Origin of the sequence: Nocardia sp. NBC_01377, assembly GCF_045040005.1 — a bacterium.
GTDB lineage: Bacteria > Actinomycetota > Actinomycetes > Mycobacteriales > Mycobacteriaceae > Nocardia > Nocardia noduli.
Genome location: NZ_CP109566.1, coordinates 2,040,086 through 2,063,500 on the forward strand (window position 1 = coordinate 2,040,086; position 23,415 = coordinate 2,063,500).

Genomic DNA, 23,415 nt, shown 5'->3' on the forward strand with positions numbered 1-23,415 from the left:
CGGTCGTGATTCGCTACGTGATCGGGCGCGTCGGCGGCGCCATCGTGGTGCTGTCGCTGGTCGCGCTCGCGGTGTTCTGCCTGTTCGAGTCGCTGGATTCGGATGCGGCGACGGTGATCCTGTCGCGTGTCGGCGGGGCCGACCCCACCCAGGAGCAGGTGGCCGCGCTGCGCGCCGAACTGGGACTGGACCGGCCCGCGCCGGTCCGGTTCGGCGAATGGGCGAAGGGATTCGCGCACGGCGATTTCGGTGATTCGCTGATCTCCGGTCGACCGGTCCGCGAGGTGCTGCTGAGCCGATCGGGCAACAGCGCCGTGCTCGCGGTGATCACCGCCGCGCTGTTGATCCCGCTGGCACTCGGGCTCGGGCTGATCGCAGGCGCGCGTGCGGGTTCGCGCACCGACCGGGCGGTCAGCGTGAGCGCGCTGACCGCGGAGTCGGTGCCGCCCTTCGTTTCCGGTGTGCTGCTGGTGGCCGTGCTGTCGTTGACGCTGCATGTTCTACCGGCCGTCTCACTGGTTCCGACGGGTACCGCGGTGACCGCCCGACCCGAGATCCTCGTCATGCCGGTGATATGTCTGCTGACCGGGCTGGCTCCGCATCCGATTCGCATGGTGCGGGCACTGACGGCCGAGGTCATGGACTCGGCCTACATCAGGACCGCGCGAGCCAACGGGATCGGGCAATGGCGGCTGATCCTGCGCCACGCCGCTCCCAACGCGGTATCGGCCTCGATCCACCCGCTGGCGGGGTCGGTGGTCGGTCTGCTCGGTGGAATAGCGGTGGTGGAAACGCTTTTCGTGTATCCGGGGCTCTCCCAGGAGATCCTGGCCGCGGTCTCGGCTCGCGACTTCCCGTTCGTGCAGTCCGCCGCCGTGCTGATGGCCGCGTTCGGGATCGGGATCTACCTGCTCGCGGATCTGCTCGCGTTGCTGGCGGGACCGCGCGCCAGGCATCTGATCGTGGCGGGGCGGTCGTGAAGGGGCACAGATGGATCCGGACCGGATGGGCCGCGATCACGGCGGGCGTCCTGCTGCTGGCGCTGCTCGGTCCGGCGCTCGCCCCGCATTCGCCGACCGCGCCGGGTGGTCCGCCCTTCCAGGCGCCGAGCGCGCGGCACCTGCTCGGCACCGACGTGGTCGGGCGCGATGTGCTGTCCAGGATCATGCACGGCGGACTGCCGCTGCTCTCGGTCGCGAGTCTTGCTCTGGCCGTGGCCTATTCGCTCGGTGTGACATTCGGGCTGCTCGCCGGACTGCGTCGCCCGGCCGACCGTTGGATCATGCGACCGGTCGACGCGATCGTGGTGATGCCGTGGTTCCTGATGCTCGCCGTCATCGCGACCGCGATCGGGGCCGGGCCCGCCGCCATCGTGCTGACCTGCGCGCTCGCCTCGGTGCCGTGGATCATCCGGATCGTGCGCACGGCCGTGCTCGAGGTCGTGCCCACCGGGTACGTCGAGTCGGCGCGGGCGCGCGGCGAACCGCTGTGGCGGCTGGCGCTGGTGGAGGTGCTGCCGTCGGTGCGCTCGGTGGTGCTCGCCGACGCCGGAGTGCGCGTGTCGATGACGATCTCGATGGTCGCGGTGAGCGGATTCCTCGGACTCGGCCTGCGCCCGCCCTCGGCCGACTGGGCGTTGATGATCACCGAGAACCGTCCGGGATTCGTCCTCCAGCCGTCGGCGGTGCTCGCACCGGCCGTGCTGATCATGGCGCTGGTGGTCTCGGTCAATATGGTCACCGACCGGGCGCTCGGCCTCGACCGGCCACCGACGCGATGGGCTCCGGTGCGGACGCGTGCCGACGATATCGGGCTGGAGATCGAGGCGCTGACGGTGCTCGGGCCGGGCGGCGACCCCGTACTCGACGACGTGTCGGTCCGGGTGCGGCCCGGCCGCGGACTCGCGGTGATCGGCCCGTCCGGCGCGGGCAAGTCCACCTTGGCGTCGGCGGTGCTCGGTGCGCTGTCGCCCGGACTGTCGGCCTCGGGGACCGTTTCGGTCGGTGCGGGAGCGAGCGGCCGCAGGACTGTCGGGTACGTGCCGCAGGATCCGGCGTCGGGTCTCAATCCGGCCCTGCGCGTCGGGACCGCGATCGGTGAGATCGCCCGCCTGCACGGCGGTACCGACCGTCGGGCCGCCGTGACCCGAGCGCTGCGGCGGGTGGGTCTGGCCGACGATCGCGCGTTCCGGCGCAGGTTCCCGCACCAACTGTCCGGCGGACAGCAGCAGCGCGTGCTGCTCGCGATGGCCCTGGTCGGCGAACCGGCGGTGCTGGTACTCGACGAACCCACCACCGGCCTGGACGCCGGGACCAGGACCGAACTCGTCGACACGGTCCGCGAGATCCGCCGCGACACCGCGATCACCCTGCTCGTCATCACCCACGACCTGTCCACCGTGGCCCCGCTGATCGACGATGTTCTCGAACTCGAACGGGGCGCGGTGGTCTCGCTCGCGCCCTACCGTGCCGAAAAGCCCATGGCGGCAACGGTATCGACCGCTCGGTATATCGCCGTCGACGCCGCGCCGGTGCTGCGCGTGACGGCGCTGCGGGTCGGATATCGGCACGGCAACCGGTTCGGTGCGGTCGCCGACGGACTGGTTTTCGGTGTGCGGCCGGGGGAATGTCTCGCGCTCACCGGACCTTCGGGCGCGGGCAAGACCACGGTGGCACGGGCACTGGCCGGATTGCATCCGGCCGAGGGCGGCGAGGTGGAACTCGACGGGCAGCGGCTGGCCCGCGACGTCGATCGGCGCACCGTCGACCAGCGTCGCGCGATACAGCTGATCTCCCAGAATCCGGCGACCTCGCTGAATCCGGCGTATCGCGTCGGCGCGCAGATCGCCAGACCGGCGCGGCTGCTGCGCGGTATGGACGAACGGGACGCCGCGCGCGAGACCGAACGTCTGCTCGAGGCGGTGCGGCTGGATCCGGTTCTGGCACAGCGCCGTCCCGAGTCGCTCTCGGGCGGTCAGCAGCAGCGGGTGGCGATCGCCAGGGCACTGGCGGCGGGCCCGCGCGTGCTGATCTGCGATGAGATCACGGCCTCGCTCGACGCGCGTACACGCGAAGTCGTGCTCGATGTGCTCGACGAACTGCGCGAACAGGGTCTGGCACTGGTTCTGATCAGCCACCAGTCCCGGGTGATCGAGCGGCTGGCGGACGCGACCCTCGCCGTCGACGGTGCCGCCCGCGTGGTTTCGGCGCGGAGGTGAACAGTGGGTATCCCCACGTCGACAGGGGGAAACCCGTGTCGGTGCGTACAGTGCAGATATGCCCGAAACGCATCCCACACCCGTGGTGCGTGTCGAAGCGGCCGAAACCTCCGGCGGTGCTACCGCGATCGCGGGGGGAACCGACACCGACCTGCTCTCGCTCGCCGCCCAACTGTGCTTCGCCCTGTACTCGACCTCACGTGCCATGACCGCCGCCTACCGGCCCTTCCTCGACGTGATGGAGGTGACATATCCGCAGTACCTCGCGTTGCTGGCGCTCTGGGAACAACCGGGGATGACCATGAGGGAACTCGGGGAACGACTACATCTGGACTACGGCACGGTCTCACCGCTGATCCAGCGGCTCCAGGCACACGGTCTGGTGGAAAGTGTGCGCAGCCCGCATGATCGGCGCGCGGTGCAGCTGCGCGCCACCGATGCCGGTCGCGCACTACAGGATCGGGCGCGGCAGATGATCGAATCGGTACTCACCGAGGTGGCCTGGCCACTGGAAACCGTGATCGCGTTGCGCGATCAGGTGAACGGTCTCGGCGCGCGACTGGACGCCGTCGTCGGCGCGCGAAGCGCCGCGGAGACGGCGGACGTGGGATCGAACACAGCCGTTGGTCCGAAATAGATGCGTTAGCCCGTGCCGCTGGTGGTAGCCCGGTGACAGACACCAGGCGCCGACGATGGGAGGGTTTTCGCTGATGGGCGACAATCGCGGTGCGGTGCGCGAGGTGTTGCCGTCCAAGGATCAGCTGCTCGCGGCCCTGCGAGGGCACTATCTGCTCGGACCGCTGTGCGCGCAGGCGTTCGGTCTCGCCGAATTGCACAGGCAGCGCCGCGGTCATCCGGAGCGGGCCGCCGAGATCGATTACTACCGCGGGGAACTCATCGACGAGATCGACGAATGGGCGAGGCTGGCCCTGCCCGACCCACGTCCCGGTGTACGCACGGTCGCCGAACCGCTCGGCGTGACGATCGATCGGATGGCGGCGGCCTCGGATCTCGCCTTCCACCTCCTGATGACGATCGACCCCGGCAGCGACGAGATGCACGCCGCCTGGACCCACCTGGCCGAACTGGAGATCGCCTACGGCGAACTGTCCACGGCGCTCTCGGCGGGCTACCGCGCCCTGCCGTGGAATTGACCCGGCGCCGGTCACGCGACGACGGGCCGCGTGTTGCGACGGTACCGGCACTGCCCGGCGGTGATCGCTAGTGTTGATTCGGTGCGCATCTTTCTGGCCGGGGCGACCGGCGTGATCGGAGTCCGTCTGGTGCCGCTGCTGATCGAGGCCGGACACGAGGTGGCGGGAATGACCAGGTCCGCGCGGAAGGCGGACGAGATATCCGAGGCCGGGGCGACGCCCGTGGTCTGCGACGTGTACGACCCGGCCGCGCTCACCGGGGCGGTCGTCGAGTTCCGGCCCGATCTGGTCATGCACCAGCTCACCGATCTGCCCGACGATCTCGCGCGGCTTCCGGAAAGCGGTGCGGCCAACAGCCGGATCCGCACCGAGGGCACCCGCAATCTGCTCGACGCCGCGGCGGCCGCGGGCGCGAAACGGTTTCTGGCCCAGAGCATCGCCTGGGAACCGCCCGCCGGTCGCGGCGCGGAGATCGCGACGCACGAGTCCGCGGTACTGGAGGCGGGCGGCGTCGTGCTGAAATACGGCCAGTTTCTACGGTCCGGGAACGTATTACGAATCCACTCCGCCCCCGCCGCCCCGCGCGCACATCGATCACGCCGCCACGGCCACCGTCGCGCTGCTGGAGGCGCCGAGCGGGGTGGTCGTGGTGGTGGACGAGCCCCGATAGCCGCGACGGAGCATCCGGTGACCGATCCGTACCTGCATCGGCGTTTCCCCGAACTCGCCGCCCACCTGCCGTACCTGAGTCTGGGGGAGGGGCCCACGCCGGTGCGGGAGTTGGCGCTGGACGCGGGCCTGCCCGTGTGGTGCAAGGACGAGAGCGGCTACGGGGCGGGCGGCTGGGGCGGAAACAAGATCAGGAAATTGGAATGGCTGCTGCCCGAAGCGCTGCGGCGCGGTGCGCACACCATCCTGACGGTCGGCGGCACCGGAACCAACTGGGGTCTCGCGGTGGCGCGATACGGTCGTGAATACGGGATCGACACCGTCCTGGCGCTGGTGGATCAGCCGACCGACGACCATGTCCGGGCACAGTTGGCCCGGCTGGAGAACTCCGGCGCCGTCCTGCGTTTCACGCGCACCAAGGCGCGCACGATGGTGGCCGCGCCGTGGTTGATGCTGCGCCACGCGCGCGGTGCGAAATTGCCGTACTACCTGCCCGTCGGCGGTTCCTCGCCGATCGGCGCGCTCGGCTATGTGGAGGCGGCGTTCGAACTCGCCGATCAGGTCGCGGCGGGCGAGTTGCCCGAGCCCGCCCACCTGGTGGTACCGGTCGGATCGGGCGGAACCGCGGCCGGGCTCGCGCTCAGGCTGAAGTGGGCCGGTCTGCGCACCCGCGTGCTCGGCGTCGTGGTCAACGACAGCCTGCCGCTGGACGCGCGACGGATCGTCGGGCTGGCCGAGCGGGCCGGCGCCGTGCTCGTCTCCCGAGGTCTGCGTGTCGAGCCCCCGGTCGTCCGGGCCGACGAGGTGACGATTCTGCGCGATTGGCTCGGTCCCGGCTACGGTCACCCGACACCGCGGGCGGTGCGCGCCGCCGAGCGCGCGGCCTCGGTCGGATTGCGGTTGGAAACGGTGTACACGGCGAAGGCGTTCGCCGCCGTGCCGGAGTTGATCGCGCGCGGTGCGCTCGGTGACGGCCCGGTGCTGTTCCTCAACACCTACGGTCCCCGTGCGGACCCGCCGGGCACCGATCCATTCGCGACACAGAGATAGTAGCGTATCAAATAGTTCCCGGGCTCTCGTCCGGAATCGGACTATCGCGAGAGGATGTACCCCGTGCGCTCGACGTTGATCTCCCGACGGGATCTGGACTTTCTGCTGTACGAATGGCTGCGGGTCGAGGAACTGACCTCCCTGCCGCGGTTCGAGGAGCATTCCCGGGAGACCTTCGACGGCTTCCTGGATCTCTGCGAGGATCTGGCGACGCGCCATTTCGCCCCGCACAACAAACGCAACGACAGCAACGAGCCGACCTTCGACGGCGAGCGGGTCACCATCATCCCCGAGGTGAAAGCCGCGATCGAGGCGTTCACCAAGGCGAATCTGCTCGGCGCGGGAATGGACGAGAAGATCGGCGGGCTGCAATTGCCCTCGGCTGTCGAGGCCGCCGGTTTCAGCTGGTTCCAGGCCGCGAACGTCGGCACGGCCGCGTACCTGTTCCTGACCGTCGGCAATGCCAATCTCCTCGCCGAACACGGCACCGCCGAACAGATCGACCGGTTCGTCCGGCCGATGGTCGAGGGGCGTTTCACCGGGACGATGTGCCTGTCCGAACCGCAGGCGGGTTCCTCGCTCGCCGACATCGTCACCCGCGCCGAGCCGCAGTCCGACGGCACGTATCGGCTGACCGGCTCCAAGATGTGGATCTCGGGCGGCGACCACGAGTTGACCGAGAACATCGTGCACCTGGTGCTGGCCAAGATTCCCGGCGGGCCCGCCGGGGTCAAGGGCATCTCGCTGTTCGTCGTTCCCAAATTTCTCGTCGACGCGGACGGTTCCCTCGGGGCGCGCAACGATGTGGTGCTCGCGGGGCTGAACCACAAGATGGGGTATCGCGGGACCACCAATACGGTCCTGAACTTCGGTGAGGGCGCCTTCACGCCGGACGGCGCGGCGGGGGCGGTCGGCTATCTGGTCGGCGAACCGCATCGCGGCCTGTCCTACATGTTCCACATGATGAACGAGGCGCGCCTCGGCGTCGGGCTCGGTGCGACGGCGCTCGGCTACACCGGCTACCTGAAATCGCTCGACTACGCGCGCGAACGTCGTCAGGGCCGCGCGGCCACCGCCAAAGATCCCGCGACGCAGCAGATCCCGATCATCGAGCACGCCGACGTACGACGCATGCTGCTGGCCCAGAAATCCTATGTCGAGGGCGCGCTCGGCCTGCTGCTGTACTGCAACCGGCTCGTCGATCTGCGGCGCACCGAGACCGACGCCGAGGTGGCGCGCGAACACACGCTGTTGCTGGAGATCCTCACCGGTGTCGCCAAGAGCTGGCCGTCGCAGTGGTGCCTGGAGGCCAACAATCTGGCGATCCAGGTGCACGGCGGCTACGGCTACACCCGCGAATACGATGTCGAACAGCACTATCGCGACAATCGCCTCAATCCGATCCACGAGGGTACCCACGGCGTCCAGGGCATGGATCTGCTCGGACGCAAGGTCGTCCAGTACGACGGCGCGAGTCTCGGGGTGCTCTCGGCCCGGATCGCCGACACCGTGGCCGCGGCGACCGGGCAGGGCGGCGACGCGGCCGAATTCGGCGCGGAACTCGCCGCCGTCTGGCAGCGGCTGGTGGCCGTGACCAGCGCGATGTTCGGCGCGGGCGATCCGGCCGCCGCGATGGCCAATTCGAGTGTGTACCTCGAGGTGTTCGGGCATATCGTGCTCGCCTGGATCTGGCTCGAACAGTCGCTCGCCGCGCAGGGCGCAGACGGCGATTTCTACGACGGCAAGCGCGCCGCGACCAGGTACTTCTACCGCTACGAACTGCCGAGGACCGCACCGCAGCTCGACCTGCTCGAATCGCTGGATCGCACCACCCTGGAGATGCGCGACAGCTGGTTCTGACCGCGTCCCCGCGCATCGGCGGCGAATTGGAATCGACGTGATCCTAAGTCGCCGCCGGTGATGGGGGTGGCGTTAATGCCGTTCACCCATTCATTCCCGCAGGTAGAGCCCGCCGCCTACCGGCGCAATAACATCCCCTGAATCGGCAGGGGTCCGCCGTGGCCCAGCGGGGTCGCCCCGTCCCGCTATCGTCGCTATCCATGCAGGTCAGCGACCGACAAGGGGATGAGATGGCGGCGGAACCAGCGCCCGTACGGCGCCTGCGCGCCGATCAGGCGCGCCGTGTCGCCGACGTTCTGCGTCATCAGATCCACGCGGGCGCCTTCGACGAGGTGCTGCCCGGTGAACAGGAACTCGCCGCCGAGTACTCGGCCTCGCGCAACACCGTGCGCGAGGCGCTGGCCCTGCTCAAGGACGAGGGTCTCATCGACCGGGTGCCCAAGGTCGGCACCAGGGTCGCGCAGCGCAAATACGATCACGGCCTCGACGCGCTGCTCGGCCTACAGGAAACCCTCAAGGGGCACGGCACCGTGCGCAACGAGGTCCGCGCCGCCATGCACGTCACCGCACCGCCCGCGGTGGCGCGGCGACTCGGCGTCGCGCCGGGGGAGCGGGTCGTGTACCTGGAACGGCTGCGCCACCTCGCCGATCTCCCGCTGAGTCTGGACCTGACCTACCTCGTGCCCGATATCGGCACCGAGGTGCTCGGCCACGATCTGGAGACCACCGACATCTTCGTACTCCTCGAACAGATCAGCGGGCAGTCGCTCGGTTCGGCCGATCTGGCGCTCGAGGCGGTCTCCGCCGACCCGCACACCGCCTCGACGCTGGAGATCCCCGACAGCGCACCACTGCTCATGCTCGAGCGACTCACCCGACTCGACGACGGCAGGCCCGTCGATCTGGAGTACATCCGCATGCGCGGCGACCGAATCACCATGCGCGGCAGTCTCACCCGCAGCACACCGGAATGGAAGGTCATCTGATGGCACTGGCGAATCAGCGCGGCGATATCCCCGTCACCATCGACGAATCGCTGTGCATCCAGGGATGCACGCTGTGTGTCGAGATCTGCCCACTCGACTCCCTGGCGATCAACCCCGACAACGGCAAGGCCTTCATGCACGTGGACGAGTGCTGGTACTGCGGACCCTGTGCCGCTCGCTGTCCCACGGGCGCGGTCACCGTCAACATGCCCTATCTGCTCCGTTGAAAGATTCTGGAAATTCGATGAAACACCTTGCGCCCCTTGCTCTCGCAGCAGTCATCACCGCCGCGCTCGCCGCGACCGGTTGTTCGCTGGACAGTTCCGGCGACACCCCGGCCGGCACCGTGAAAGTCGTGGTCGGCTACCAGTCGAAGACCATCAACACCGTCACCGCGGGAACCCTGCTGCGCGCGCAGGGTTATCTGGAGCAGCGGCTACAGAAGATCACCGAACGCGGTGGCGCGAAATATCAGGTGGAGTGGCAGGACTACGACACCGGAGCGCCCATCACCGCGCAGATGGTGGCGGAGAAGATCGATATCGGCTCGATGGGCGATTACCCGCTGCTGATCAACGGCTCCAGGACCCAGGCCAACGAACGCTCGAAGACGGCCTTGGTCTCGGTGACCGGGTACAACCCCAAGGGCGCGCTGAATATGGTTGTGGTGCCGACGGATTCGGCGGCCACCAGCCTGAACGAATTGTCCGGTCAGAAGGTCTCGGCCAGTGTCGGCTCGGCCGGTCACGGCACCCTGGTGCAGGCGCTGTCGCGGGCGGGCATCGATCCGGCCAAGGGCGTGGAAGTGCTCAACCAGCAGCCGCAGGTCGGTGCGACGGCACTGGAATCGCACCAGGTCGGCGCGCTGTCGCAATTCGTGGCGTGGCCGGGTCTGCTGGTATTCCAGAACAAGGCGAAACTGCTCTACGACGGCGCGGAACTGAATGTGCCGACCTTCCACGGCGTGGTCGCCCGCCGCGCCTACACCGCCGAGCATCCCGAGGTGCTGGAGGCGTTCCTCGCCGCACAGCTCGACGCCACGAAATTCCTCAACGACAAACCTTTCGAGGCCGCGAAGATCGTCGCCGACGGATCGGGCCTGCCCCAGGAGGTCGTCTACCTGTACAACGGGCCGGGCGGCACCTCCTTCGACGTCACGGTGAAGCCGAGTCTGATCGACGCGCTCGAAGGTGATGTGCCGTACCTGAAGTCGATCGGTGACTTCGCCGACCTGAACATCGACGGATTCGTCGACGAGACGGCGCTGCGCACCGTCTACGGCGCACAGGGGTACGGCGACTACGACCAGGCCAAGGCCTCCACCGTCAATCCGAGCCGGGTGACCGGCACCGATCGCACCTGCGGCCGCACCGTCGACGGCGCGCCCACCGCGGGCGAACTGTGGCTCGAAGGCGCCGACCGGCCCGAACCCGCCGCCGACGCCACCTGCCTGCTGCGCGCCGTCGCCGCCGCGAAGGCGAAGGGCACCGTCATCCGCGCCGCCTACATCCCCGACGCCGAACTCGGCACCCGCTGGTTCGCGGACAAGGCGAGCTGGCTGCGCGAGGGGCAGACCTACCTGCCCTTCACCACGCCCGCCGCCGCCCAGCGCTACCGCCAGGTCCATCCCGCCGCCGTGGTCGTGTCCTACGACCAGGCCGTGACGGAAGTCCGTGGATGAGCACCGCGGCTGTGGCGGGCCCTACGGCCGACCGGACCGGCGAAACCGTCAAGGGTTCCCGGGGTCGCCGCGTCTCCGGCTGGCGTACCAGGGTGATCCAGATCCTGTCGGTGGCGACGGCGGTCGGGCTGTGGCAGCTGCTGACCGCGAACAATGTGCGAGCGTGGCTGCGCTTCGACACACTGCCCACCGTCACCGAGATCGTCGCCGAATTCGGTGAGCAGTTCGGTCGCGACGAGTACTACCTCGATATCTGTCAGTCGCTGATCCGCATCGTGACCGGATTCGGTCTGGCGGCGGTGGTCGGCGTGCTCGTCGGTATCGGTCTCGGACGTTCGGATCTGCTCGCCGCGGTGTTCGGACCGCTCACCGAACTGGTCCGCCCGATTCCGGCCATCGCGCTGGTGCCGGTCGCGATCCTGCTGTTCCCCAGCGACGAGTCCGGCATCGTCTTCATCACCTTCACCGCCTCGCTGTTCCCGGTGCTGGTGAGTACCAGGCACGCGGTGCGCGCGCTGCCGACGATCTGGGAGGACGCGTTGCGCACACTCGGCGCCTCGCGCACCGATGTGCTCGTGCGCGTGGTCTTCCCGGGGATCCTGCCCGGCATCTTCAGCGGGCTCTCGGTCGGCATCGGCGTCGGCTGGATCTGCCTCATCTCCGCGGAGATGATCTCGGGACGACTCGGCGTCGGCTACCGCACCTGGCAGGCGTACACGATCGTCGACTACCCGGCGGTCTTCGTCGGCATGATCACCATCGGCATCCTCGGGTTCGGAACCTCGGCCCTGGTCGAATACACCGGTCGCCGCGTGACCCGCTGGCTGCCGGGAGAGGTATCGCGATGACAACGACCACCGCACAGACCTCGGCCCCGGTCCATACCGGAATGAGCCTGAGCCTCGATGATATCCGCATCTCCTACGGTGGCGAGCCGGTGATCGACGGTCTGAACCTGACCATCGCCCCGGGCGAGATCCTCGTCCTCGTCGGCAAATCCGGCTGCGGCAAATCCACGCTGCTGCGCGCCATCGCCGGTCTGCGTCCGACCCAGGCCGGGCGGATCGGGGCCGACGGCGCGACGGTCACCGGACCCTCCGCCGACCGGGCGCTGGTCTTCCAGGACGACGCGCTGCTCCCGTGGCGCACGGCCCGCCAGAACATCGAGCTGGCATTGCAATTGCGCGGTGTCGCCCGATCGGTGCGCAGACAGACCGCCCGGCACTGGGTGGAGGAGATCGGCCTCACCGATTACGCCGACTACCTGCCGCGCGATCTGTCCGGCGGGATGCGTCAGCGTGTCCAGTTGGCGCGCAGTCTCGCGGGCTCACCGCGCGCGGTGCTGATGGACGAACCGTTCGGCGCCCTCGACACCCAGACCAGAGCCACCATGCAGCGCCTGCTGATCGACACCTGGCGTGCCCACCCCACCACGATCGTCTTCGTCACCCACGATCTCGACGAGGCCCTGCTGCTGGGCGACCGGATCGCGGTACTCGGCGGCGGCGCGCTGCGCGCCCTCGTCGACGTCCCCGAGCCGCGTACCCCGCTGGATCGCCGGTCGGTGAAGGCCGAACTACTGGAGAAGCTGTGAACATTCCGGAACTCGACGACCGGACCCGGCTCGATTGCGACGTGCTGGTCATCGGCGGCGGCACCGCGGGCACCATGGCGGCGCTGACCGCCGCCGAACAGGGCGCGAACGTGCTGCTGCTGGAGAAGGCGCACGTCCGCCATTCCGGCGCGCTGGCGATGGGGATGGACGGTGTCAACAACGCCGTCATCCCCGGCAAGGCCGAACCCGAGGACTACGTCGCCGAGATCACCCGGGCCAACGACGGAATCGTCAACCAGCGCACCGTGTATCAGACCGCCACCCGTGGCTTCGCCATGGTGCAGCGGCTGGAGAAGTACGGGGTGAAATTCGAGAAGGACGAATACGGCGAGTACGCGGTGCGGCGCGTGCACCGCTCGGGTTCCTACGTCCTGCCGATGCCCGAGGGCAAGGATGTGAAGAAGGCGCTGTATCGCGTACTGCGGCAACGCAAGATGCGCGAGAAGATCCAGATAGAGAACCGGCTGATGCCGGTGCGGGTGCTCACCGACGGCGGGCGCGCGGTCGGCGCCGCCGCATTGAACACGCGCACCGGCGAATTCGTCGCCGTCGGCGCGAAAGCGGTGATCCTGGCGACCGGTCCGTGCGGGAGACTGGGACTGCCCGCGTCGGGCTACCTGTACGGCACCTACGAGAACCCCACCAACGCCGGTGACGGCTATTCGATGGCCTATCACGCAGGCGCCGAGCTCAGCGGTATCGAATGCTTCCAGATCAACCCGCTCATCAAGGACTACAACGGGCCCGCCTGCGCGTACGTCGCCAATCCCTTCGGCGGCTACCAGGTCAACGCGCACGGTGAACGTTTCGTCGATTCCGACTACTGGTCCGGGCAGATGATGGCCGAGGTCAAGGAGGAGATCGAATCCGCGCGGGGCCCCATCTATCTCAAGGTGTCGCACCTGCCCGACGAGACGCTCAGCACGCTGGAGGGCATCCTGCACACCACCGAGCGTCCCACTCGCGGCACCTTCCACAGCAACCGCGGCCACGACTACCGCACCCACGACATCGAGATGCACATCTCCGAGATCGGTTTGTGCAGTGGACATTCCGCCTCCGGTGTGTGGGTGGACGAAAACGCGCGCACCACCGTCCCCGGTCTCTACGCCGCCGGTGATCTCGCCTGCGTGCCGCACAACTACATGATCGGCGCGTTCGTCTACGGCGATCTGGCGGGCGCGCACGCCGCGGGCACCCTCGCCGAGGTCGACGCTCCGACCGAACTCCCCGAAGACCAGCTCGCGGTGGCGCACGAACTCGTCTACCACCCGCTGCGCAACCCGGACGGTCCGCCGCAGCCGCAGGTCGAATACAAATTGCGCCGTTTCGTCAACGACTACGTCGCCCCGCCCAAGACCGCCGCGAAACTGTCCATCGCGGTGGAGACCTTCGAGCGGATGCGCGGCGATATCGCGGACATGGGCGCGCGCACCCCGCACGAGCTGATGCGCGCGGTCGAGGTGTCGTTCATCCGCGACTGCGCCGAAATGGCCTCGCGCAGTTCGCTCACCCGCACCGAATCCCGCTGGGGCCTCTACCACGAACGGGCCGACCTGCCCGAACGCGACGACGTGGCATGGCGCTATCACCTGAATCTGCGCAAGACCGACTCCGGTGAGATGGAATTCCTCAAACGTCCGGTCGCACCCTACATCGTCGCGGTGCCCGGACTGGACGATCTGCCGTCGGCGGACGAATCCGTGGTGATCGTCGCCCAGCCGGAACTGGTCGGTGGACGCGCGCCCCAGGACGTCGCCGCCGTGGTGCCCGAGCGGGTGCCGCCCGCTCCGCCGTCACCGCGCATCGTCACCCTGCTCGCCCTGGATTCCCCGACGGTGGAAGACCTTTCGAGTTATCTGAGCGATCCCGATCCGGTGGTTCGCGTGGCCGCGCTCTCGGTCCTTACCGAACACACCCCGGAACGGTTCACCGACGAACTGGTGCGCGCGCTCGACGACGAGGCGTCCTCGGTGCGCCGCGCCGCGACCGAGAGCCTGCGCGAACTGGTGGAGGTTCTGTCCTCGGCCGACGGATTGGCGCAGCGGCTGCGGTCACCGGATCCGCTGGTCCGCGCGACCGTCATCGACCTGCTGCGGGCATTGCGCGCGGGTTCGGCAGCCCAGTTCACCGCGGGTCTGACCGATCCCGATCACCGGGTTCGTATCGAGGCCGTGCGGGCCTCGGTCTCCTTGGACGACTGGCGCGGCGTCGCGTCCGCCGTCGGCGACGAGAACCGCGAGGTCCGCATCGCCGTCGCGCACGGCCTGGCCGCCATCGGCGCGGGCGGGGTCGACGCCGTGCGCGTCCTGGCCGCCGACACCGACCCCTTGGTGCGGGCCGCCGCCTACGCGGCCTTCGCCCAACTCGGCGCCACCACCGAGGATGTCTCGGAACTCGGTGTGGCCCTGGGTAGCTCGGCCTGGCAGGTCCGCGTCGGCGCGGCCAAGGGCCTGTCCGGCGCCGCCGTCGACGCGGCCGTCCCCCCGCTGACGACGGCACTGCTCGACCCGCACCTGGACGTACGCAAGGCCGCCGTCCTCGCCCTGGCCACCTACGGGGACGACAACGCGGCCATGGACGCCCTGAGGACGGCGGTCGACGACGGCGACGCCGACGTCCGTGCCTACGCGCGCCGAGCGCTCAGCCACGCGGCGGTGTAGTCGGGCATGCGGGTGCGGTGCGCGTGGGCATGGCATGGCATGAGGGGATGCCCACGCGAGGGTGACAGGCGCCGCACCGGTTGCTAGACCGCGGTGCGGCCACCATCGGCGGGCAGTATCGCGCCGTGGATGAAACCGGCGGCGTCGCTCACCAAAAGCCTATGGTCTCGGCGATTTCGGTCGGGTGGGCGACCCGTCGCGCGGGTGCCTGCGCGGCCAGCGCTTCGAGTCGTTCGCTGCCGTAGTAGGCCGTGGTTCCCTCGGTGACGGTCGGGCCGGGGGCGACGGCGTTGACCCGCACGCCGTGCGGGCCGAATTCCGCTGCCCAGGATTTGGTGAGCAGTTCGAGCGCGGCCTTGCTGGACGCGTAGACCGCCGAGCCCCGGCTGCCGAATCCGGCGACCATGGTGCTGACATTGACGATCACGCCGTATCCGCGCTCTGCCATCGCCGGGGCGACCGCGCCGACCAGGAAGAACGGCACCTTCACATTGACCGCGTAGCAGGCGTCGAAATCGGATTCGGCGATCGCGGCGGTGGGCCCGAACACCGCGATGGCGGCGTTGTTGACGAGGATGTCGATACGGCCCGCGACCCCGAGCGCCCCGTCGACCAGTGCGCGCGCACTGTCCGCGTCGCCGAGTTCGGCGCGCAGGAAATCGGCGGTGCCGCCCGCCGCGCGGATCCGCTCCACGACCGCGTTCCCGCGCTCGCCGTCGCGCCCGGTCACCAGCACGTGTGCGCCCCGCTCGGCCAGCAATATCGCAGTGGCGTGACCGATTCCGCTGGTCGCCCCGGTGACCAGCGCGACCTTTCCACTCGAAGACATCGGGTCATGGTACGACCACCGTGGATCACCGGTCGAGGTCTGCGGCCCACGGCAGACGGAAAGCGGCGACCGGCCCCACATTCCCCGGATCGGGTCCTCGGTCGACTCCGGGCGCGCGGCGATATTCGGCTCTTCTCGGGCGGCGGTGAATTAGGTTAGCGTGGTGGAAGCGGCGGACGTGCTGGAGATCTGGCGGGAGCTTCGGGCCGTGGGGGTCGAGGTCTGGATCGACGGTGGATGGTGTGTCGACGCGCTGCTGGGGCGGCAGACCAGGGAGCACGGCGATCTCGATATCGCGGTCGGCCGCGCGGACGTCGGTCGACTGCGCAGGGTTCTCGCCGCGCTCGGTTACGCGGCCGAGGACGGCGAGGACTCGACGGAGTGGAATTTCGTGATGAAGCGGGATTCCGGCGCGTCGGTCGATATCCACGTCTTCGAGTTCGACGAGGACGGTCATCACGTGTACGGGATCGCCTACCCGAGCGACTCGTTCACCGGCGTGGGTGCGATCGAGGGCGAACCGGTGCACTGCATCACCCCGGCGCGGATGTTCCAGTTCAAGACCGCGTACCCGCCCGCGGCGAAGGATCTGCTCGATGTCCGGGCGTTGAGTGCACGGTTCGGATTCGACCCACCGGCCGACTACCGCCCGAGCGACGGTGAAAAGGGCTGAGCGTCCCGAGTCATCGGCCCGGGTCGGTGATCAGATGGTGCCGACGGGCGAAGGCCGCGGCTTCGGTGCGGGTCGCCACACCGAGTTTGGCCAGAATGCGGGAGACGTGCACCCCGACGGTGTTGGTGCTGATGAAGAGTTGCGCGGCGAGTTGGCGGTTGCTCGAACCATCGGCCACCAGTCGGAGCACCTCGAGCTCACGGGGGGTGAGACCGTAGGTATCCGATTTCGGTGTGACGCCTGCTCGGTCGGGTGGGGTGTCGAGGGCCAGACCGGCGCGGTCGGCGGTGTCGCGGATCCGCTCGGCCAGCGGTGTGGTGCCGAGTTCGGCGGTGAGTCGGGCGGCCGAGCGCAATGCCGTGCGGGCCGCCGCGCGATCGCCCGACCGCAATTCCGCCGCGGCACAACCGAATAGCGCGTGTGCTTGCTCGTAGGGCTGGGGGATGACCCGCCACGCGTCGACCGCGGCACGCCAATCGCCTACCTCGGCGAACATGGTCGCGGTGTAGACCGCACGGTGCGCGGACGATACCGGAGACGTGCACGGCAACATCTCGGCCGATTCCGCGAGATCCGGTAGTTGGTCCGATATTCGGGCGGCGAGGACGAGGAGCGGCCAGGTTTCGTTCGGGTGCCGGTCCGGTGCGCCCTCGGCGAGGGCTTGCCTCACATGGGCCGCCGCGGTCACCGGATCATGCTGTGCCAGCGCTGATCCCGACAGCACCATACCCAGTTCGATGCGATACTGCCCCACGCAGGTACCCGGTCCGAGGTGGGTCCGTGCACGTTCGGCGTCGAGCGCCGCTTCCGCGTAATCGCCTCGGGCGACGGCGATTCGAGCCTGACACAGGTGCAGCGCGGCCGTGCTCAGCGGGGCAGGGGTTCCGCGAGGGTTTCGCGGATCAGTTGCGTCGCCTCCGGCCACCGCCCGAGCGCGGTGAGCACCTGCGCCCATTTCACCAGCAGGATCGGTCCGCGTTCGGCGAATCGGAAAGTGTCGTGCGCGATCCGCAGACCGTCCTGGATCGTGCCGATCGCGGCGTGGTGTCGCGGTTTTCCGGGACGGCGATTTCGCGATCCGCCGCTTCGCCGAGCGCACGCACACGGTGACGCACTGGTCGGAGTTCTACTCCGGCGGCCATTTCCCCGCACTGGAAGTCCCCGATCTGCTGCTCGACGACATCCGGGCATTCTTCGGCGCGCTGTGAGCGGCGACCGACCGGCCGCGCGAGTCGTGTCCCGCGCGGCCGGTCGGTGGTCACCGAGCAGGTGTCGATCATGTCAGGTCGGCCAACCTGCCCAATATGGCCGCGGCCATCGACACCGGGTCTCCGTGTTCGGGCCGCAGGATCAGATCCGGCTCGGCGGGAATCTCGTACGGGGCGTCGATGCCGGTGAAACCCGTGATCTCGCCCGCGCGGGCCTTCGCGTACATCCCCTTCGGATCGCGGGCTTCGCAGATCTCGAGCGGCGTGTCGACGAAGACCTCGACGAACGGGATACCCGCGGCGAGATGGGCGGCGCGGACCGTCGCGCGATCGGCCCGGTACGGGCTGATCAGCGAAACCACCGCCACCACACCGGCTTCGGCGAACAGGTGGGCGACCTCACCGACCCGCCTGATGTTCTCGGTCCGGTCCTCGGCGGAGAATCCGAGGTCGGCATTGAGTCCGTGCCGCAGATTGTCGCCGTCGAGCAGGAACGCGGGACGCCCGCTCGCGACCAGTCGACGTTCCAATTCAACTGCGACGGAGGACTTTCCGGAACCCGACAGTCCGGTGAGCCACACCGTCAGTCCACGGGTGGCGCGTTCGTCGCGGCCGACGGCGGTCGAATGCCACACCACCCGCGCCGAAGGCAGGGTCGGGCCGGTGATCATGCCCGCCGCGACGGTGTTGTTGGTGGTGTCGTCGACCAGGATGAAACTGCCGGTGGACCGATTGCGGCGGTAGGGGTCGAAGAGCAACGGGGTGCGGGTCCGCAGCTGCACGCGCCCGATCTCGTTGAGCGACAGGCTCTCTACCGCTTCGTCGCGATGCAGCGTGTTGACGTCGAGCCGGTAGTCCAGGCTGCGGATCTCGGCGGTGGCGGTGCGGGTGGTGTGGCGCAGGGTGTAGGTGGCGCCGGGGGTGAGTCGGGTCTCGTCGGCGAACCAGCAGACCATCGCGTCGATATCGCGGCCGACCTGCGGGCGGTTGGCCGGGCGGCAGATCATATCGCCGCGCGAGATATCGAGTTCGTCGGCGAGTTGGACGGTGACGGCCTGCGGCGGGAACGCCTCGGCGATCGGCACCCCGCCCGGTCCCCAGATCGCGGAGACGGTACTGGTCAGCCCCGACGGCAGCACCGTCACCTCGTCACCCGGTTTGAAGACACCGCCCGCGATCGTGCCCGCGTAACCGCGGAAATCCGCGGCGTGCCTGCGGGTCACGTACTGCACCGGGAAGCGCGCGTCGATCAGATTGCGATCGGAGGCGATATGCACCTCCTCCAGGTGGTGCAGTAGCGGGGTGCCCTCGTACCAGGGCATACTCGTGCCCCTGTGCACGATGTTGTCGCCCTGTAGCGCGGAGACCGGCACGAACGCGAGGTCGGAGATTTCGAGTTTGGTGGCGAAACCGGTGAAATCCCCGCGGATCTCCTCGAATCTCTCCTGCGACCAGTCGACCAGGTCCATCTTGTTCACGCACAGCACCAGGTGCGGGATGCCGAGCAGCCCGGCGAGGAAGGCGTGCCGCCGGGTCTGTTCGACCACGCCCTTGCGCGCGTCGACCAGGATCAGCGCGACATCGGCGTTGGACGCCCCGGTCACCATATTGCGGGTGTACTGGATGTGGCCGGGGGTGTCGGCGATGATGAATTTGCGTCGGGGCGTGGCGAAATAGCGGTGGGCGACGTCGATGGTGATGCCCTGTTCGCGTTCGGCGCGCAGTCCGTCGGTGAGCAGGGCCAGATTCGTGTACTCGTCGCCGCGATCACGGCTGGTGCGTTCCACCGCGGCGAGTTGATCGGTGAAGATCGTCTTGGAGTCGAAGAGCAGGCGGCCGATGAGCGTCGACTTGCCGTCGTCGACGCTGCCCGCGGTGGCGAGGCGCAGCAGGGTGGTGGCCATCAGAAGTACCCTTCTCGTTTTCGATCTTCCATGCCCGCCTCCGAGATCCGGTCGTCGGCCCTGGTCGCGCCGCGTTCGGTCACGCGGGCCGCGGCCACCTCGACGACGACCTCGTCGGGGGTCGACGCGCTCGATTCCACGCATCCGGTGCAGGTCGCGTCGCCGACGGTGCGGAAGCGCACGGTCGCCTCGTAGGGCTGTTCACCGTCGAGCAGTTTCAGGAATCTGGTGTGCGCCAGAAGCATTCCGTCGCGTTGCACCACCGGTCGGCGGTGGGCATAGTACAGCGGCGGCAGGTCGATGCCCTCGGCGGCGATATAGCTCCAGATGTCGAGTTCGGTCCAGTTCGACAGCGGGAACACCCGAATGTGTTCGCCGGGACGGTGTTTGCCGTTGTAGATGTTCCACAGCTCGGGGCGCTGGCTGCGCGGCTCCCACTGCCCGTATTCGTCGCGGAAGCTGAAGACGCGTTCCTTGGCCCGCGCCTTCTCCTCGTCGCGCCGTGCCCCGCCGAAGATGGCGTCGTAGCCGCCCTCGCGGATCGAGCGCAGCAGCGTCGTTGTCTGGAGCCGATTGCGCGAGCCGCGCGGTCCGGTGTCCTCGACGACGCGACCCGCGTCGATATCGTCTTGCACCGCGCCGACCACCAAGCGCAGACCGAGTCGATCGACGGTCGCGTCGCGATATTCGATCACCTCGTCGAAATTATGTCCGGTGTCGATATGCAGCACCGGGAAAGGTAGCGGCGCGGGCCAGAAGGCCTTGGCGGCGAGGTGCAACATCACCACCGAATCCTTGCCACCGGAAAACAACAGCACCGGCCGCTCGAATGTCGCCGCCACTTCTCGGAATATATGTGCCGACTCGGCCTCGAGCGCGTCCAAGTGCGGCATCTCGTAGGTGCTCACCGTCGACTTCGCGTACTGGCTCACCTTTCAAAACTAGAACACGTTTCGGTCTTTGGTCAACGGGGCGCCGCGATGATTCGCTCCGGGGCGCGACCGCCGGAATTCTCGGTCACGGTGCGGGCCGCCTCGATCAGGGCGCCGCCGCGACGTTCGATCTCGGCCCCGGTGATCGACGCGCCGACGTACATCGTCAGCACCATGTTCTGCCTGCCGTCGGCGTCGAAGGTCGGCGCGGCGAGCAGGCTGACCGGATGTTCCTTCCTCGGCCGTAGATCGGTGCCGAGATAGACCCGCTCGCCGAGACTGGTCACCAGTTCGCCGACCAGTTCCCGCAGCTCGTCGGGCAGATCGCGCGCGGCGACGCCCGCCAGCAGGCCGTACAGGCGCCTGCCGTGGGCGGTCAGGCTCTCGATGAGATATCCGCGCTCGCGGCATTCGGCGACGACTCGGCGCAGGCGTGTCTCGTCCTGTCCTACCGGCACCGTCGGCGGGGTGGCCAGCCACGCGTCGAACGCCGCGTCGGTATCCCAGAGGACGTACATCAGTCCGACGGGCGGGGCGAACGCGTACGAGGCGCCCACCTTGACCATCCCGGGGCCGGTGCCCTCCAGTACCGCGATGCGCTCGCCGACCACCGCCGAGGCGGTGCAGGTGGTCCGGTAGCGCGCGGTCAGTTTCTCCAGTTCGGCGCGGGCCACCGCCGAGATCGCGAAACTCCGCTGTGCGACCCGTCCGGCGGCGATGAGTGCCGGACCGAGGCCGTAGGTCAGCGTTTTCGGGTCGCGCACCAGGTAGCCGCCCGCGGTGAGTTCGGTGAGTATGCCCAGGCAGGTCGGTTTCGCCAGATCGAGCGCGCGGGCCATTTCGGACAACCCGCAGCGATTCCCGCGCTGTTCGACGAGGAAATCCAGGATCTGCACCACGCGCGCCGTCGGCGCGGACCGCCGGGCGACCGGGGTAGCCGAGGAAGTCATTGACCACTCCTAGAACACGTTCTAATCTTTCTCGTATCGGAATGTACCAGAGCGGTACATATATGGAACACCGGGAGAAGTCTTTTGCTGACCCAGCCGTTCGCGGAGTCGATCGCCGCCGCCGAAGAGATCATCAAAGCCACCCCGCACATCGACACCGAGCAGGATCTCATCGAGGGGTACGACTATCTGGCGGGCAGTATTCGCGCGTCGCTGCAATTGGCGTGGGCCTACGATCGCGATTTCCCGTTCTTCGCGATGTCCACCGGCCCGTACACGAAAATGGGCCTGGACAATCCCGACACCCTCTACTTCCACTCGTTCGTGCGCCCGGACGCGGAATATGTCGTCACCGGCACCCGCGGCACCACCCGTGACCTGAGCTTCCAGGTGCTCAACGGCAACTACTCGCCGGTCGACGTGCCCGACAGCCTCACCGCGTTCGACGATCGCGATCTCGAGATCGCGGCGGACGGTTCCTACGAGATCCGCTTCGGACCCGGCTCGAGCAAACCCGGATACGTGCAGCTCGGCTCCGACGCCGCCATGCTCGTGGTGCGCGAGGTCTCCAGCGACTGGAACAGCGAGACCGCGGGCACGATCCGCATCCAGCGGGTCGACCGGATCGGTGACGCGCCACCCGCCCCGACACTGGAGGTGATGGGCAAGCGTTACGCGGTCGCCGCGCGCATGCTGACCTCGCGGTTGAACACCTTCCTCGCCTTCCCGCAGTGGTTCTACCTGAACCTGCCGGTGAACACGCTCACCGAACCGCGTCCGACCCCGGGCGGGCTGGCCACCCAGTTCTCCTCGGTCGGCCACTACGACCTGACCGACGAGCAGGCGATGATCATCACCGTGCCGAAATCCGACGCGCCCTACCAGGGCTTCCAGCTCGGCAGCATGTGGTACATCTCGCTGGACTACATCAATCACCAGACCAGCCTCACCGCCGATCAGTCGCAGGTCGATCCGGACGGGATGATCCGCCTGGTCGTCAGCGAGCGCGATCCGGGTGTGGCGAACTGGATCGAGCGCACCGGCCACGCGCGCGGATACCTGCAATTCCGCTGGCAGCGGCTCTCCCGGGACCTCGGCCCCGAGGACGGCCCGACCGTCGAACTGGTCTCGGTCGACGAACTGCCGCAACGGCTCCCGTTCTACGAGCAGGCGCGAATCTCGCCCAAGGAATGGCAGGCGCGGATCGCGGCCCGCCAGGTCGCCGTCGCGGAGAGGATGCTCGGCTGATGTTGTTGCGGGACAAGGTCGTCGTCGTCTCCGGAATCGGCCCCGGCCTCGGGCGGTCGATCGCCGTACAGTGCGCGTCGGCGGGCGCGGATCTGGTGCTGGCCGCGCGCACCGAATCGCGGCTGACCGAGGTGGCGAAGGAGGTCACCGAACTCGGCAGGCGGGCGGTGGTCGTGCCGACCGATATCAACGACGAGGCGGCGGTGGCGAATCTGGTCGAGACGGCGCGCGACGCCTTCGGCCGGGTCGACACGGTGGTCAACAACGCCTTCGCCATCCCGCCGATCGCGGATCTGGTCGATGTCGATCTCGAGCAAGTGCGCGCCGGTTTCGAGACGAATGTGCTGGCGGCACTGCGGCTCACCCGATCGTTCGTGCCCGCGCTGGCCGAATCGAAGGGGTCGGTGGTGATGATCAACTCCGCCGTGCTCCGGCATTCGCGGTTGACCTTCGGTCCGTACAAGATGGCCAAATCGAGTCTGCTCGCCCTCGCGCAGAGTTTGGCGACCGAACTGGGACCGCGCGGTATCCGGGTGAATACCGTTGCCCCCGGCTATATCTGGGCGGGCAATCTGAAGTGGTACTTCAACTACCTGGCCGAGCAGCGCGGTATCACCGCCGAGGAGATCTACGCGGAGACGGCGTCGACCATCGACCTGCGCAGGCTGCCCGAACCCGACGAGATCGCCGAGGCGGTGGTCTTCTTCGCGTCCTCGATGGCGCGCGCGATCACCGGGGCCTGCCTCGATGTCAACTGCGGCGAATACCACCACTGA

20 protein-coding genes are annotated in these 23,415 nt (G+C 68.3%); 15 read left to right on the plus strand and 5 right to left on the minus strand.

Annotation, left to right across the window (positions count from 1 at the left end; genetic code table 11):
* The first annotated feature begins 5 nt into the window (after positions 1-5).
* The 12 genes from OG225_RS09210 (at position 6) to OG225_RS09265 (ending at position 14,895) form a co-directional block, all read left to right on the plus strand.
* Positions 6-980 (plus strand): ABC transporter permease, encoded by a 975-nt coding sequence (locus OG225_RS09210; RefSeq protein WP_405181284.1) that lies wholly within the window; start codon positions 6-8, stop codon positions 978-980.
* Positions 977-3,217 (plus strand): ATP-binding cassette domain-containing protein, encoded by a 2,241-nt coding sequence (locus OG225_RS09215; protein ID WP_405181285.1) that lies wholly within the window; start codon positions 977-979, stop codon positions 3,215-3,217. The genes OG225_RS09210 and OG225_RS09215 overlap by 4 nt, the downstream gene beginning before the upstream one ends.
* Before the next feature lie 58 nt (positions 3,218-3,275).
* Positions 3,276-3,854: a MarR family winged helix-turn-helix transcriptional regulator gene (locus OG225_RS09220; RefSeq protein ID WP_405181286.1), complete on the plus strand. Its 579-nt coding sequence runs from the start codon at positions 3,276-3,278 to the stop codon at positions 3,852-3,854.
* Between the two features lie 73 nt (positions 3,855-3,927).
* Positions 3,928-4,371: a hypothetical protein gene (locus OG225_RS09225; protein ID WP_405181287.1), complete on the plus strand. Its 444-nt coding sequence runs from the start codon at positions 3,928-3,930 to the stop codon at positions 4,369-4,371.
* A gap of 81 nt (positions 4,372-4,452) precedes the next feature.
* Positions 4,453-6,090, plus strand: coding sequence for a pyridoxal-phosphate dependent enzyme (locus OG225_RS09230; RefSeq protein WP_405181288.1), 1,638 nt, complete (start codon positions 4,453-4,455; stop codon positions 6,088-6,090).
* A 63-nt stretch (positions 6,091-6,153) separates the two neighbouring features.
* Positions 6,154-7,950 (plus strand): acyl-CoA dehydrogenase, encoded by a 1,797-nt coding sequence (locus OG225_RS09235; protein ID WP_405181289.1) that lies wholly within the window; start codon positions 6,154-6,156, stop codon positions 7,948-7,950.
* 230 nt (positions 7,951-8,180) lie between these two features.
* Positions 8,181-8,936, plus strand: a complete 756-nt coding sequence (locus OG225_RS09240) for a GntR family transcriptional regulator (RefSeq protein ID WP_405181290.1) — start codon at positions 8,181-8,183, stop codon at positions 8,934-8,936.
* Positions 8,936-9,163 (plus strand): ferredoxin family protein, encoded by a 228-nt coding sequence (locus OG225_RS09245; protein WP_216914782.1) that lies wholly within the window; start codon positions 8,936-8,938, stop codon positions 9,161-9,163. The genes OG225_RS09240 and OG225_RS09245 overlap by 1 nt, the downstream gene beginning before the upstream one ends.
* Before the next feature lie 17 nt (positions 9,164-9,180).
* Positions 9,181-10,617, plus strand: coding sequence for an ABC transporter substrate-binding protein (locus OG225_RS09250; protein ID WP_405181291.1), 1,437 nt, complete (start codon positions 9,181-9,183; stop codon positions 10,615-10,617).
* Complete coding sequence (locus OG225_RS09255) at positions 10,614-11,465, plus strand: ABC transporter permease (RefSeq protein ID WP_405181292.1); 852 nt, start codon at positions 10,614-10,616, stop codon at positions 11,463-11,465. The genes OG225_RS09250 and OG225_RS09255 overlap by 4 nt, the downstream gene beginning before the upstream one ends.
* Entirely contained in the window at positions 11,462-12,211 is a 750-nt protein-coding gene (locus tag OG225_RS09260; RefSeq protein ID WP_216914778.1) for an ABC transporter ATP-binding protein, read from the plus strand. Before OG225_RS09255 ends, OG225_RS09260 begins: the two co-directional genes overlap by 4 nt.
* Positions 12,208-14,895 carry a fumarate reductase/succinate dehydrogenase flavoprotein subunit gene (locus OG225_RS09265; RefSeq protein WP_405181293.1) on the plus strand — a complete coding sequence of 896 codons (2,688 nt, stop codon included), beginning with the start codon at positions 12,208-12,210 and terminating at the stop codon, positions 14,893-14,895. Before OG225_RS09260 ends, OG225_RS09265 begins: the two co-directional genes overlap by 4 nt.
* A gap of 148 nt (positions 14,896-15,043) precedes the next feature.
* Here OG225_RS09265 and OG225_RS09270 read toward each other — a convergent pair whose 3' ends face one another.
* Positions 15,044-15,724 carry an SDR family NAD(P)-dependent oxidoreductase gene (locus tag OG225_RS09270; RefSeq protein WP_405181294.1) on the minus strand — a complete coding sequence of 227 codons (681 nt, stop codon included), beginning with the start codon at positions 15,722-15,724 and terminating at the stop codon, positions 15,044-15,046.
* 163 nt (positions 15,725-15,887) lie between these two features.
* Here OG225_RS09270 and OG225_RS09275 point away from each other — a divergent pair, with 163 nt between their 5' ends.
* Positions 15,888-16,397 (plus strand): nucleotidyltransferase domain-containing protein, encoded by a 510-nt coding sequence (locus tag OG225_RS09275; protein ID WP_405181295.1) that lies wholly within the window; start codon positions 15,888-15,890, stop codon positions 16,395-16,397.
* A 10-nt stretch (positions 16,398-16,407) separates the two neighbouring features.
* Here the strand turns inward: OG225_RS09275 and OG225_RS09280 are convergent, their stop codons facing one another.
* The 4 genes from OG225_RS09280 to OG225_RS09295 form a co-directional block, all read right to left on the minus strand.
* Positions 16,408-17,151, minus strand: coding sequence for a response regulator transcription factor (locus OG225_RS09280; protein ID WP_405181296.1), 744 nt, complete (start codon positions 17,149-17,151; stop codon positions 16,408-16,410).
* 522 nt (positions 17,152-17,673) lie between these two features.
* Complete coding sequence (gene cysC / locus OG225_RS09285; RefSeq protein ID WP_405181297.1) at positions 17,674-19,509, minus strand: adenylyl-sulfate kinase; 1,836 nt, start codon at positions 19,507-19,509, stop codon at positions 17,674-17,676.
* On the minus strand, positions 19,509-20,402 hold the full coding sequence (gene cysD, locus OG225_RS09290) for a sulfate adenylyltransferase subunit CysD (RefSeq protein ID WP_405183225.1): 894 nt from the start codon (positions 20,400-20,402) through the stop codon (positions 19,509-19,511). Before cysD ends, cysC begins: the two co-directional genes overlap by 1 nt.
* Positions 20,403-20,473: 71 nt before the next feature.
* On the minus strand, positions 20,474-21,391 hold the full coding sequence (locus OG225_RS09295; protein ID WP_405181298.1) for a helix-turn-helix domain-containing protein: 918 nt from the start codon (positions 21,389-21,391) through the stop codon (positions 20,474-20,476).
* 84 nt (positions 21,392-21,475) lie between these two features.
* Between OG225_RS09295 and OG225_RS09300 the strand changes: the two genes are divergently transcribed.
* Positions 21,476-22,639 (plus strand): hypothetical protein, encoded by a 1,164-nt coding sequence (locus OG225_RS09300; RefSeq protein ID WP_405181299.1) that lies wholly within the window; start codon positions 21,476-21,478, stop codon positions 22,637-22,639.
* Complete coding sequence (locus OG225_RS09305; RefSeq protein WP_405181300.1) at positions 22,639-23,415, plus strand: SDR family oxidoreductase; 777 nt, start codon at positions 22,639-22,641, stop codon at positions 23,413-23,415. The genes OG225_RS09300 and OG225_RS09305 overlap by 1 nt, the downstream gene beginning before the upstream one ends.